Raw genomic sequence first — 12,513 nt, 5'->3', positions numbered from 1 at the left:
AGGCTTGTAACGCTGATGCGACTTCTTCCTCAAAGGCAGGTTTTCCATGACTTCCACACCCAAGCACATGACCGATTTCCACACCATGTCCCCCTGTAATTCGCTCAAGGGGAGGCACGCGGCCCAACGCGCGCTCGACTATTATTTGAAACCAAGCGTTTCCGGCCCCCTCTCCGACGAGGGTGCCTGCCGACCTGACGAAGACAAGCTGTTCGCCGTGCGCGAGAACCTCAGCGTCGAGGAGGCCATGGTCCATGCCTCGGACCTGCTGCGTTGCGCGGCCGCCACGGCCTATGAGGCCGCCGATGCCCTGCAGGGCTCATCCCGCGACCTGGCCTTTTCCGTGGTGTACATGGTCGACATGGCCAAGGCCATGGTCGACCGGGCCCTGAGCGCGGAATGCCCGGGAATGTGAAGGGCGCGCGAACGCACCGCCGGTGCAGGGCAGCCAGCGAAACAGAGTGGAGTCTGGAGAGAGGAGTGGAAAAATAATTTCCAGGAGAGACAGGAAAACATTTGACTTGCAAATGATAATGATTATTATTGCAAGCAGCTGGTCGCGAGATCAGTCGATAACCCGGAGACCTTAGGTCGGACTCTGGATTATCTCCTCATCAGGCTAATCACGGTTTTTGACCCGGCTTTTTGCCGGGTCTTTTTTTTGCACCCGTTTTACGGGCTTTGCTTCAGGCTAATGAAGACTTTGGCGCTGCCATCTCGATGGGGCAGTCGCGATGGCGCGGATGATAGCAAAGGAACATCGACGAGCGAAAGTCCGTCATCCCGGGTAGGAGAACGGAAAAACCATGGAAGTACTTGAGAATCAATATCACAAACACTAAGCTGGCGCGGCGTCATGGACGACGCCCCCTTCCCCGCTCCAGGCTTTCTGCGGCTCGGCCAACGACCGCCCGCCGTGTACAGTAGCAACCACAAGACATCATATTCAGGTACACAGACTATGACCGTGGTTCTGCCCTCACTCAAAATCAGCAGCGACTTCGACAGCGGCAATATCCAGGTACTGGATGCCAGCAACCCGCAGCACCTGCTGCTGGCCATCGAGCCAGACACCCGCAGCCACCATTTCCAGTGGTTCCATTTCAAGGTCGAAGGCCTGCAACCGGGACAGACCTATACCTTCGAACTGAGCAATGCCAGCCAGTCCTCGTACAACAAGGCCTGGACCGGCTATCGCGCCGCCGCGTCCCACGATCACCACGACTGGTTCCGCACCGACACGCGCTTCGACGGTGAAAGCTTGCATATCCAGTTCCAGGCCGAACAGCCCCAGGCCTGGTTCGCCTATTTCGAACCCTACAGCCGCGAACGGCACGACTGGCTGATCGAACAGGCCCTGAGCCATGCCGGTACCGAACTGCTGGCCACCGGCAAAAGCGCCGAGGGCCGGGATATCCCGCTGCTGCGCAAGGGCGACGGCGCGCCGGGTAAACGCAAGGTCTGGATCATCGCCCAGCAGCATCCGGGCGAACATATGGCCGAGTGGTTCATGGAGGGGGTGATCGAGCGCCTACAGGAACAGCACGATCCGCAACTGCAAGCCCTGCTGGCCGCTGCCGACCTGTACCTGGTGCCCAACATGAACCCCGACGGGGCGTTCCATGGACACCTGCGCACCAACGCCATGGGCCAGGACCTCAACCGTGCCTGGCAGAGCGCCAGTGCGGAGATCAGTCCGGAAGTGTTCTTTGTCCAGCAACAGATGGCCCAGTACGGCGTCGACCTGTTCCTCGATATCCATGGCGATGAGGAAATCCCCTATGTGTTCACCGCCGGCGGCGAAGGCAACCCGGGCTACACCCCGCGTATCGCCGACCTCGAACACCATTTCCGCAGCCACCTCAGTGCGCTGACCCGGGACTTCCAGACCACCCACGGCTACACCCGCGACCTGCCCGGCGCAGCCAATATGACCCTGGCCTGCAACAGCGTCGGCCAGCAGTACGACTGCCTGTCGCTGACCCTGGAAATGCCGTTCAAGGACAACGATGACGCACCGGATGCGCGCACCGGCTGGTCCGGCAAACGCTCCGCGCAACTGGGCAAGGACGTGCTGAGCAGCATTGCCGATATCGTCGGCCGTCTGCGCTGACCGCGTCTAGCGGGCCGTACAGATGGGCGGCGTCTCGACCTGCGCCACCAGTCGCGCGATCAACCAGGACGCCGCCGGCCCCGGTGGCGTATCGGTGCGGTAGATCGCATCGAGGCCGTAGGGCCCACCGCGCATATCCGGCAGGTCCAGGCGCACCAGACGCCCGCTGGCCAGATCCTCGGCGACCATCGGCGCGGGCATGTTGCCCCAGCCCACGCCCTCGCGCAGCAGCATCAGCTTCGACCCCAGGTCCGCCAGACGCCAGGTGCGGGTGCCGAGCACGCCGAACTCCTGGTTGCGGGTCAACGTCGAGCGGTCCGACAGTACCAGTTGCACGTGCTCGCGCCCGGCGCCGGGCAGGTTCAGGCCCTGGGCCAGCGGGTGATCGGGGGACGCCACTGAAATCAGCTCGACGCTACCCACCCCGACCCGTTCCAGCCCGGCCATGCCACGACTGAAAAAACCACTGACACCGACACTCGCCCGCCCCTCCAGCACCAGTTGCGCCACCGCGCCCAGGGCTTCCACATGCAGATGCAGGAGTACCGTGGGAAACTCCGCGCGAAAACCCTTGAGCACATCCACCAGGCGCGCCGCCGGCAACATCACATCGACCACCAGATGGATTTCGCCCTCCAATCCCTGCAACAAGCCCTTGACCTTGGCCCGCAGGCCATCGATGCCGTTGTAGATGGTCCGGGCTTCGGCCAGCACCGTACGGCCGGCGTCGGTCAGTTGCGGCTTGCGGGTGGTGGTGCGATCGAACAGTTGCACCCCCAGTTGCAGCTCCAGGTTGGCGATGGTGTAGCTGATCACCGACGTGGCGCGACTGAGCTTGCGCGCGGCACCGGCGAAGCTGCCGGTTTCGACGACCGTCAGCAGCACCCGTAGCTGGTCGAGGGTGGGGGTTCCGGGATTGGTGCTCATGACAAGGTCTCGGTGGGCGGAAGGACGAGAGCAACGTTCGATAAAATCGAATCTGATACTCGAAATTATTCGACTATTGCGTACGTTACGCCAATGGCAGACTGCTCACCAGTCCGACGCGCCATAGGGGTCGCGCCGCTTTTTATCAGGTACTTCTCATGTCTCAAGGCACCCTGTCTCAAAACACCACAGCTCATTCTGCCCTCGGCTCGCTGTCCGACAATACCTCCGCATCCGCCGGTGTCGCCCTGGCCGGGCGGATCCTGCTCAGCGTGATCTTCCTGCTCTCCGGTTTCTCGAAAGTCGCCGATCCCAGTGCCATGCTCGGCTACATCGGTTCGGCCGGCCTGCCGTTCCCGCAACTGGCGCTGATCGTGGCGATCGCCGTCGAAATCGGCGGCAGCCTGCTGCTGATCCTCGGCTACCGGACCCGCCTGGTCGCGCTGGTGATGGCCGTCTTCACCCTCGCCACCGCCCTGGCCTTCCACAATCACCTGGCCGACCAGAATCAGTTCATCCATTTCTTCAAGAACATCGCGATGACCGGTGGCCTGTTGCAGGTGGTGGCCTTCGGTGCCGGGCGTTTCAGCCTGGACGCCCGCCGCCGCGGTTGAGGTCGGACTCCCCGCCCGGTTGAGCGGGAACCACACCTGCAGGCGCCGGCTTGCCGGCGATAGCGGCCGGTCAGGCGATGCAAGGCCCGCTGGCCTCATCGCCCGCTTGTCGGCGCCTGACAGACCTTGGCCTCGCCGTGCCAGACATGATGTGCAAGGATAGTGCGCTGCACAGCGTTGTCTGCCGGATTGCCAAGGATGCTTCATGACTGCCCTTACCTCCCACGCCCCGCCCAAACAGGCCCCGACCAAACCGGGCCGCCTGGAACAGATGTCGACCCGTATCGCCTTCTTTATCGCCGGTTTCGGTGTCGCCGCCTGGGCACCGCTGGTGCCCTACGCCAAGGCCCGCGCCGGACTCGATGAAGGCACCCTCGGTCTGCTGCTGTTATGCCTGGGCGTCGGCTCGATCATCGCCATGCCCGTGGCCGGTGCCCTGGCCTCGCGTTTCGGCTGCCGACGGGTGCTGACCGTCGGCACCCTGCTGATCTGCCTCGCCTTGCCCCTCCTGGCCACCGTCAGTTCCCTGCCCCTGCTGATCCTCGGCCTGTTCCTGTTCGGCGCCGGGCTCGGTTCGGTGGACTCCACGGTCAATCTGCAGGCGGTGATCGTCGAGCGGGCCAGCGGCAAGACCATGATGTCGGGTTTCCACGGTTTGTTCAGCCTTGGCGGGATTGCCGGCGCGGCCGGGGTCAGCGCCCTGCTCGGCCTGGGGCTGTCGCCACTGGCGGCGATCGGCGTGGTGATCGTGCTGCTGATCCTGGCCCTGCTCAAGGCCGCGCCGCACCTGCTGCCCTATGGCAGCGAAAGTTCCGGCCCGGCCTTTGCCGTGCCTCACGGCGTGGTGCTGTTTATCGGCCTGCTGTGCTTCGTGGTGTTTCTCGCCGAAGGCGCGATGCTCGACTGGAGCGCGGTATTCCTCAATGCCGAACGCCAGGTGCCGGATGCCTATGCCGGTCTCGGCTACGCCGCCTTTGCCCTGACCATGACCCTCGGCCGCCTGACCGGCGATGCCATCGTCCGGCGCCTGGGGGCGAAACGGGTGATCGTGATCGGCGGTATCACTGCCGCGGCCGGACTGGCGCTGTCCACCCTGGCACCGGCCTGGGAAGCGGCGTTGCTCGGCTATGCCCTGGTGGGCGCGGGCTGTTCGAATATCGTGCCGGTGCTGTACACCGCCGTGGGGAAACAGAAGGTCATGCCGGAAAGCATCGCCATACCGGCGATTACCACCCTGGGTTATGCGGGGATTCTGGCGGGGCCGGCGGCGATCGGCTTTATCGCCCATGCCAGCAGCTTGAGCCTGGCGTTCCTGCTGATCGCGCTGATGCTGGTGGGCGTGGCGATCGGCGGAAAGATCCTGCGGGTCTGAGTCGACACACGCTTTTGCAGGGGCCGGCTTGCTGGCGATCCAGGCAACGCGCAGTGACAGGACAGCGCGTCGATGCGATCGCCGGCAAGCCGGCTCCCACAGAGGTCAGGAAGGGTCGATCAGAACCCGACACTGGCCTGCACGAAGAAGGTCCGTGGTTCACCCACGTAGATCCCCGAGTTGTTATCGCTCGACCGCGTGAAGTAGCGCTGGTCGAACATGTTGCGCACCCCGGCGCCCAGCTTCAGGTTCGACAGCTGCGCACCGAAGTCATAGGCACCGCGCGCATCCCAGGTCATGTAGCCGGGAATGTTGCCGTACTGGCCATCGGCGGTCGGCTCGGTGATGTAGTTACCGTTGAAACTGCCATCAGCGTTGGTTCCGGTACCCGGCGCACGTTGGGCGGACTGGGCGAAACCGTCGAGGTTGTAGGTCCAGCGGTTGACCGCGTAACGCAGGCCGACATTCAGCACCTGACGGGAATACAGCGGCAGGTCGCGGTCCTTGAAGCCCGGGATATCGCCCTGGGAAGTCGCCTTGGTGTAGGTGTAGCCGGCGCTCGCGCTCAGGCCGTCGAGCACCGGGTTCAGCGCCGACAGGTCATAGTGCACGGACGTCTCGATCCCCTGGTGCTTGGTCGCGCCGAGGTTGGTCCAGCCCACATCGTTGCTGACGTATTGCAACTCGTCGGCGAAGTCGATGTAGAACAGGGTCATCTCGCCGCCCCAGGTGCCGTTGTCATACCGCGTACCCAGTTCGTAGGTCTTGGCCTTTTCCGGTTGCAGGCCGTTGGCGGTGCTGTTGCCGTTGCCGCCTTGCGCCACCTGGAAGTACTGCAGGCTGCCGAAGGAGGTCTCGTAGTTGGCGAACAGTTTCCAGGCATCGGAGATGTGGTACATCACACTCAGGGCCGGCAACGGCTCGTTGCTGTTGACGCTGCGGTTCTTCTCCTGGACCGGCACGCCATTGGTGCCCAGCACCGGCCGCTCATGCCAGTCGGTGTTGATGCGCTCGAAGCGGATGCCCGGGGTGATCGTCCACTTGCCCACATCGATCTTGTCGTCGATGTAGAAGGCGTTGGCCTCGGTGCCACCGGTACGGTCCTGGAAGATATGGCCGTCGGAAGTCGGGGTAATGGTCGGGATATTGTTGACCAGGGCCACCCGGCTGGACGACTCGTGCATCGCCTCACGCAGGTAGCGATAACCGACGCTGACTTCCTGGCTGGTGTCGCCCAGTTCGAATACCCGCGATGCACGCGGCTCGACACCCAGGGTGTAGTAGCTGCGCGGGAAGGAGCTGAGGGTCTTCTGGTCGCGGGCGGCGATGTTGCTGCCACGGAAGCTGTCGGTGTAGTAGGTCAGCACTTCGACCTGGGTCTGGTCATCCACCTGCCGCTTGTACTTGAAGGAAATGTCCTTGCGGCGACCGGTGAAGTTGTCGTAGTCGCGCACCGACTGATACGGGTTGTCCTTGTACTGCTGCTGGGTCAGGCCGCCCGGCATGTCCGCATTGGCATCGTAGTAATGCAGGTTGAGGGAGAAGTCGTCCTGGTCGGTCGGCGCCCAGTGGGTCTTGAGCAGGACATCGTTGATGTCGTTGTCGTTGTTGCTTTTGCGGTAGCCCTCGCCCTTGACGCCGGAGTACAGCAGCGCAGCGCCGAAACCGTTGTCGGCGGTGCCGCCGAGGAACGCCGTATCGAGATGCTTCACCCCGCCATAACGCGAGGTTTCCACGGTGCTGCCGATCTCACCGGAAAACTTCTGCGGGATCGCCCGGGTCACGAAGTTGATCACGCCACCGACGTTCTGTGGTCCATAACGTACCGAACCGGCACCGCGTACCACGTCGATGCTGTCCAGGTTACCCACCGAAACCGGGGCCATCGACAACTGTGGCTGGCCGTAAGGGGCGAATGCCGCCGGCACGCCGTCGATCAGCACGGTGGAGCGTGGCGACAGACGGGACGTCAGGCCGCGCACACCGACGTTGAGGGAAATATCGCTGCCGCCGGTGCCGTTGTTTTCCTGCACCTGCACGCCGGGAACGGTACGCAGCGCGTCTTTCACGTTCATCGCGCCCTGCTCGACCATGGCTTCTCGACGAACCACGGTCCGCGCGCCCGGGTGGTTCTGCACGATCGCCTGGTCGGCGTCGCCGAGCCAGTCGCCCACCACCTTGACGTCCAGCGGTGCCAGTTCCAGCGAACCGGCGGCGGCCGGGGCGGCTTCGCGCAGGGTCACCGAGCCGTCCTGGAGGTCATAGTCCAGGCCGCTGCCACGCAACAGCACGTTCAGGGCTTCTTCCGGCGACAGGTTGCCATCCACCGCGGGGGCCTGCTTGCCGGCCACCAGTTGCGGGCTGAAGAACACTTGCAGGGAGGTCTGCTGACCCAACTGGCTCAAGGCCGATGCCAGGGGCTGGGCCTGGATATGAATGGCCGAATCGGCCTGGGCCGCCTGGCTCAGGGGGACAACGGCACTGACCGCCAGCGCCAGGGCAAAGGCCTGGGAGCTGGGCAGCGCGTTGCGGATCGCCTGGTAAAGCGCGTTGGGTTTGTTGTTGTTCACGTCTGACCTTGTCCTGTTGTTCGCAAATGTATGCGGCTGTTAATGCAAACCAGTTGCAGTTGGACAAGAAGACGAAGAACTCGAAAAAAACCTGAATCTATTTTGCAATTATTTCCTGGGCACCGTCGGCGCGGCTCCTGACCGCGACCGGCAGGATGCTCGGCAGGGCCTTGAGCAGGGCGTCGGTATCGTTGACCTTGAACACGCTGGTCAGGCGCAGGTTGCCGACGGCCGGGGTGGCGACGCTCAACGGCTTGTCCCGGTAGCGCGAGACTTCCGCCACCACATCGGCGAGGCGGGCGTTGTTGAAGATCAGCTTGCCGCTGCGCCAGGCCGTCAGCTCCTCGGGGTTGACCGCCTGCGCCGCCGCGACCCGGCCCTGGGCATCGACCCGCGTACCGAGGCCGGCCGTCAGGGCGACGAACTCATCGTCGCGGGCATCGCGGCCCTGGACCTTGACCGTTCCCGCTTCCACTACCACGCGGGTTTGCGTCGGATCGCGGCGCACGTCGAAGCGTGTCCCGGTGACCGTCACCTTGCCGACCCCGGCCTGCACCACGAACGGCCGGCTGGTGTCGTGCTCGACGCTGAACATCGCCTCGCCCTCCTCCAGTTCGACATTGCGCCGGTCCTGCTGGTAACTCACGCGCACCCGGCTGCGGCTGTTGAGGTCGATGACCGAACCATCGGGCAAGGCCACATGGCGACGCTCACCGAGCACCGTGGCGAATGTCGCGCTGTAGGGCGCGGGATGGTTCAGGCCGCTGAACAGACCCAGTCCCAGGGCAACCGCGATCACCCCGGCCGCGATCGCATAGCGCAGCAACGGCCGGCGTCCGACCCGCGCCGGCGGCACCTCGCAGAGCGCCTGCAGACGCGCCTGGGGCACCAGGTCGGTGGCGCTCCAGAGCCCCTGGAGCACGTCGAACTCGTCCTGGTGCAGCGGATGCTCCTGGCGCCAGGCGTCGAACTCGGCCTGTTGCGCAGCGCTCAACGGCGCCTCCCGCACCCGCACGAACCAGGTGGCGGCCTCATCGCGAACCGTGGCTGGATCGCGTGTGCAATCGCGGGTATCCATCATGGAAAGTCCTGTCCGGGTGGAATGTGCATCGCCTTGTCCTTCATTGATCCGGTCCATCCAGGCGATCGCGCAGATGCCGCAGGGTGCGGATCATATACTTCTCCACCATGTTCTTGGACAACCCGAGGCGTTCGGCGATCTCCGCCTGGGTCAAACCCTCGATCTTCTGCCAGACAAAAGCCTTGCGACAGTTGACGGGCAACTCGCCCAGGGCCCGCTCGATGGAGTCGGCAAGCTGGATGGCGTGCATGAAATGCTCCGGGTCGCCGGTGGGCGGCGCGCTGTGATGAATCGCTTCCAGTTCCAGGGCACCGCGCCGGTCTTCGCGACGATAGGCATCCACCGCGATATTGCGCGCGGTCTGGTGCAGATAGGCCCGCGGCTGCTCGACGCTGCCGGCACGGCTTTCCAGCACCCGCACAAAGGTATCGTGGGCTAGGTCCTCGGCTTGCTGACGGTTTCTCAGGCGGCGGGTCCAGGTGCCGATCAACTCTTCGTAATGCTCGAAAAAACCGGGTCTGCGGGGTGGCTGGAGATTCATGGCGACGGGCTATGAAGGCGGGATGTTAATAGTAATGCTTCCTATTAATAGCCGCAATTCATTCCGCGAAACCCCGATGGCGGGTCGCCGCCCGATTATCGGCACGCTCATGAGAGCGCCTGATGACAACCGCTTCAACCGGATGGGCCGGTGCCATGATGAAGGACATCGATAGCTACTCCACGATCAGGCACACGCCTCGAACACCGGCAGGGTGAAGCGGAATTCAGCGCCTTTTCCAGGCTCGCTGTTGGCCACGATCTGTCCGCCATGGGCGTTGACGATCCCCTGGGTGATGTACAGGCCAAGGCCGGTACCGGTCGGATTGCCCTCTTTCAACGTCCAGTAGCGGCTGAACACATGCGGCAGGTGCTCCTGGGGAATGCCTTCGCCGCTATCGCGCACGGTGAAGACGATTTCACCACCGGACGACTGCGCCCGCACCCCGACCGACCCCATGCGCGGGGTGAACTTGATGGCATTGCCGACCAGGTTCGACAACACCTGGAACAGCCGCTCGGGATCGGCGTGGATGCGCAGGTCGGGGTCGGCCTCGAAGGAAATGCTGATGTCCTTGTCCAGCGCCAACGGTGCCAGCAGCGATTGCGCTTCCTGGAACATCTGTCCGACATCGAGTTGCTGTGGCTTGATGATGTAGCGTCCGGCGTCGATTTTCGAGGTATCGAGCAAGTCTTCCAGCAGCGTGTTCATACGCGCGGCCGCCTGTTGCATGGTGTCGATGGCCGTGGTGATGCGCCGCGAGGTGTGCGGGCCGTCCGAGCTGAACGTCTTCTGCATCATGCCGCAGAGCATGGAGATCACGGTCATGGGATTACGCAGGTCGTGCGAGACCACGGCCACCAGGTCATCGCGGGCGCGCACCGCTTCCTGCTCCCGGCGCACCTGGCGGGCCAGGTCGTTTTCCAGCGCCGAGCGGCGCAGGTCGTTCGCCGCGAACAGGTCGCCATGGCTCCACTTGATGGAAATCCCGGCCATCTCGACTTTCCAGATCTCGAATGAGGTGCGCGGGCGCAGGTGCAGGCCGGCGTCAGAGTTTTCCAGATCCAGCGGTTTGCGCGGATCACCGCTCCAGTTGATGCTCTCCTTGACCTCCGGCCGGAACCACAGCACGCCGTTCTCCACCGGCTTGGGCAGACTCATGGCGAGCACGCCGCTGGCCACCTGCTGATAATGCGCGGCCGGCGGGTAAACGCTGGCCAGATGATGACTGGCGAACACCGGTTCCCCCGACGCCTGCAACCATTTGTGCAACGCGCGGATCTCTTCAGGCTCCGGGCAGTTGCCGTGTCGGTGCAACTGCTGGTCTTCAATGATCGCGATGCCACCGGCATTGACCAGCGCCATCAGTACCTCTGGCTGATGGGCCAAACCGTCGAAGACATTTTGCGGCGAATCGATCATCGCCTGGTTGAGCACGGCCAGGGCTTCGACCTTTTCCTCGCGCTGGCGACTGACCTCCAGCGCCTCCATCGCACTGATCTGCAGTGAAAGCACCTGGCCTATGGTCTGGCAGGCGATGCGCAGCTCATGTGGCACGTGCAGCGGTTGACGGTTGCCGCAACTGATCAGGCCCCACAGCTTGTCGCCCTTGAGCAGGGAAATGCTCATCGATGACAGCACGCCCATGTTCTTCATGTACTGGCAGTGGATCGGCGAAACGCTGCGCAGGGTCGCGAAGCTCAAGTCCAATGGCGTTTGCGTGTCGGGGCGCAGTTTCGGCACCAAAGGCACTGGCTGGTAATCGGCATTGGGAATGATCCGCAGCCAATTGGTGCGATACAGCTCGCGGGCCTGCTCGGGAATGTCCGAGGCCGGGAAGAACAACCCGTTGAACAGCTCCATCGATGGCGCGGACGCCTCGGCGATGACCTGGCCGTGCCCCTCCTCCTCGAAACGATAGATCAACACCCGGTCGTAACCGGTCATGGCCTGCAGTTCCCTGACACTGATGTCGTACAGCGCCTGCAACGACGTGGCCGCTTGCAGACGCTGCAGCAGGCGCCCCAGATGGGTCTGGTGGCCGGCCACGTTCAGCGGCTGGAAGTGCTCGACGTGGATCTCCAGCTCCAGAATCAGCACGCCTGCGTGCCGATGCAGCAAGCCTTCGAACGCGGTGTCGTTGAGGTGGAAATGCAATGGTGGCGCATCGAAAAACGCCGGTTGCCGTAACGCCTCGCGCACGGCCTCGGTATACGCGGCGCCGATCAGGCTTTGCAATGGCTGGCCAATCAACGTCTGCGGCGCACGAGCGAGCAGGGTTTCAACGTTGGCGCTGATCTGCACGATTTCCAGCGCCGGCTCGCTCAGGGTCAACAACAGGCCGTGGGGCTGGATGGCGCCGGGAAAACGGATCGGTTCGTCGGCACAGTTGGCCAGCAACTCTTCAAACGCTTCCTTGTCCTGAGGGGTCATGCCAGTACCTCCCGGCTTTCGAGCCAATTTTCGAAACAGCCGAATGTCGATTGTGCCGCCGTGACGACAGCCTCGCGCTCGCCCGCCTCCATCGGGCGGCTGCCCAGGTATTCAATGAAATCGAGCCAGCGCCGTCCGGTGGCGGAGCCGTAAACCTGCAGAAACGCCGCGCCCGTGTCGGCATCAAGGCCCAGGCGCCTGGAGACCTCGCGGCGCAGGATCTGCCCGCCGAGCGTCGCCCCCTCCAGCACATACAACACGCCCAGGCATGCGGCGCCGGAGTCGATGGCCGGCAATGACGCACAGGTCGGCAAGCGGTCGATGGCTTCGAGCGGCAGCCCCAGGGTATGCAGGTCCGTGCGCAGGGTTGCCGCCTTGAGGCGCGGCGCCAGATCAAAATCGGCGGGAAGCAGACGACAGTCGAGCAAGGCCTGCTCCAGCGGCAGGTAGAAGCCGTAGTAAGCCTGCATCAGCCGTTGAAAGGCTTTCGAGTCGAGGGTATCGGAGAAAAAGGGAAGACGTTTTTCCAGTGCGACGTGCCGCTCAGCCGTGCCGGATCGCAGGTCTCGCAGAACCGGGGGTACATCAACTTCACGGGCCGCTGCTTGCATGTATATCGCTCTTGGTGGGGTTGGCCACAGCCATTCGGATGTGACGACGAATAGGATCAATCTATCACGATGAATATCGATACTGACTTGATGGTTAGTTTTCCCTTTCGGCGAAATGTTCCAACCTCATGGGATGAGTGACGCTCGCAGGCAAGAAAACCTGAACTGACATGTCAGGCAAAAGCGAGATTTTTGAACTCCTTTACCTACGTACAGCTCCATCGCTAAGAGACGCCGTCAGCGAACAGGAG

10 protein-coding genes are annotated in these 12,513 nt (G+C 63.3%); 4 read left to right on the top strand and 6 right to left on the bottom strand.

Annotated features, from left to right (window positions below; all coding sequences use genetic code 11):
* Positions 1 to 46 precede the first annotated feature (46 nt).
* Both KI243_RS10145 and KI243_RS10140 read left to right on the top strand, forming a co-directional pair.
* On the top strand, positions 47 to 415 hold the full coding sequence (locus KI243_RS10145; protein WP_042935202.1) for a DUF3077 domain-containing protein: 369 nt from the start codon (positions 47 to 49) through the stop codon (positions 413 to 415).
* 546 nt (positions 416 to 961) lie between these two features.
* Positions 962 to 2,113 carry a M14-type cytosolic carboxypeptidase gene (locus KI243_RS10140; protein WP_017125798.1) on the top strand — a complete coding sequence of 384 codons (1,152 nt, stop codon included), beginning with the start codon at positions 962 to 964 and terminating at the stop codon, positions 2,111 to 2,113.
* A gap of 6 nt (positions 2,114 to 2,119) precedes the next feature.
* Here KI243_RS10140 and KI243_RS10135 read toward each other — a convergent pair whose 3' ends face one another.
* A complete protein-coding gene (locus KI243_RS10135; RefSeq protein WP_177119432.1) occupies positions 2,120 to 3,040 on the bottom strand; it encodes a LysR family transcriptional regulator in 921 nt (306 codons plus the stop codon).
* A gap of 158 nt (positions 3,041 to 3,198) precedes the next feature.
* On the opposite strand from KI243_RS10135, the gene KI243_RS10130 reads away from it, so the two are divergent.
* Together KI243_RS10130 and KI243_RS10125 are read left to right on the top strand one after the other, a co-directional pair.
* A complete protein-coding gene (locus KI243_RS10130) occupies positions 3,199 to 3,654 on the top strand; it encodes a DoxX family protein (protein ID WP_177108407.1) in 456 nt (151 codons plus the stop codon).
* A gap of 205 nt (positions 3,655 to 3,859) precedes the next feature.
* Complete coding sequence (locus KI243_RS10125; protein ID WP_212810769.1) at positions 3,860 to 5,026, top strand: MFS transporter; 1,167 nt, start codon at positions 3,860 to 3,862, stop codon at positions 5,024 to 5,026.
* 119 nt (positions 5,027 to 5,145) lie between these two features.
* Here the strand turns inward: KI243_RS10125 and KI243_RS10120 are convergent, their stop codons facing one another.
* The 5 genes from KI243_RS10120 to KI243_RS10100 form a co-directional block, all read right to left on the bottom strand.
* Positions 5,146 to 7,560, bottom strand: coding sequence for a TonB-dependent receptor (locus KI243_RS10120; protein ID WP_042935237.1), 2,415 nt, complete (start codon positions 7,558 to 7,560; stop codon positions 5,146 to 5,148).
* A 133-nt stretch (positions 7,561 to 7,693) separates the two neighbouring features.
* A complete protein-coding gene (locus tag KI243_RS10115) occupies positions 7,694 to 8,677 on the bottom strand; it encodes a FecR family protein (RefSeq protein WP_177084851.1) in 984 nt (327 codons plus the stop codon).
* Positions 8,678 to 8,717: 40 nt separating this feature from the next.
* Positions 8,718 to 9,218 (bottom strand): sigma-70 family RNA polymerase sigma factor, encoded by a 501-nt coding sequence (locus KI243_RS10110; protein ID WP_017125793.1) that lies wholly within the window; start codon positions 9,216 to 9,218, stop codon positions 8,718 to 8,720.
* Positions 9,219 to 9,404: 186 nt separating this feature from the next.
* Entirely contained in the window at positions 9,405 to 11,651 is a 2,247-nt protein-coding gene (locus KI243_RS10105) for an ATP-binding protein (RefSeq protein ID WP_177084859.1), read from the bottom strand.
* Positions 11,648 to 12,262: a biliverdin-producing heme oxygenase gene (locus tag KI243_RS10100; protein WP_103032741.1), complete on the bottom strand. Its 615-nt coding sequence runs from the start codon at positions 12,260 to 12,262 to the stop codon at positions 11,648 to 11,650. Before KI243_RS10100 ends, KI243_RS10105 begins: the two co-directional genes overlap by 4 nt.
* Between the last annotated feature and the right edge of the window lie 251 nt (positions 12,263 to 12,513).

Source organism: Pseudomonas sp. Ost2 (assembly GCF_018326065.1).
Taxonomy (GTDB): Bacteria; Pseudomonadota; Gammaproteobacteria; order Pseudomonadales; family Pseudomonadaceae; genus Aquipseudomonas; species Aquipseudomonas gingeri.
Note: the sequence above shows the minus strand (reverse complement) of the source record. Positions and strands in the feature narration are given on the sequence as shown.

Coding starts and splice junctions, on each gene's coding strand:
- KI243_RS10145 (WP_042935202.1), top strand. CDS start 47: ATGACTTCCACACCCAAGCACATGACCGATTTCCACACCATGTCCCCC.
- KI243_RS10140 (WP_017125798.1), top strand. CDS start 962: ATGACCGTGGTTCTGCCCTCACTCAAAATCAGCAGCGACTTCGACAGC.
- KI243_RS10135 (WP_177119432.1), bottom strand. CDS start 3,040: ATGAGCACCAATCCCGGAACCCCCACCCTCGACCAGCTACGGGTGCTG.
- KI243_RS10130 (WP_177108407.1), top strand. CDS start 3,199: ATGTCTCAAGGCACCCTGTCTCAAAACACCACAGCTCATTCTGCCCTC.
- KI243_RS10125 (WP_212810769.1), top strand. CDS start 3,860: ATGACTGCCCTTACCTCCCACGCCCCGCCCAAACAGGCCCCGACCAAA.
- KI243_RS10115 (WP_177084851.1), bottom strand. CDS start 8,677: ATGATGGATACCCGCGATTGCACACGCGATCCAGCCACGGTTCGCGAT.
- KI243_RS10110 (WP_017125793.1), bottom strand. CDS start 9,218: ATGAATCTCCAGCCACCCCGCAGACCCGGTTTTTTCGAGCATTACGAA.
- KI243_RS10105 (WP_177084859.1), bottom strand. CDS start 11,651: ATGACCCCTCAGGACAAGGAAGCGTTTGAAGAGTTGCTGGCCAACTGT.
- KI243_RS10100 (WP_103032741.1), bottom strand. CDS start 12,262: ATGCAAGCAGCGGCCCGTGAAGTTGATGTACCCCCGGTTCTGCGAGAC.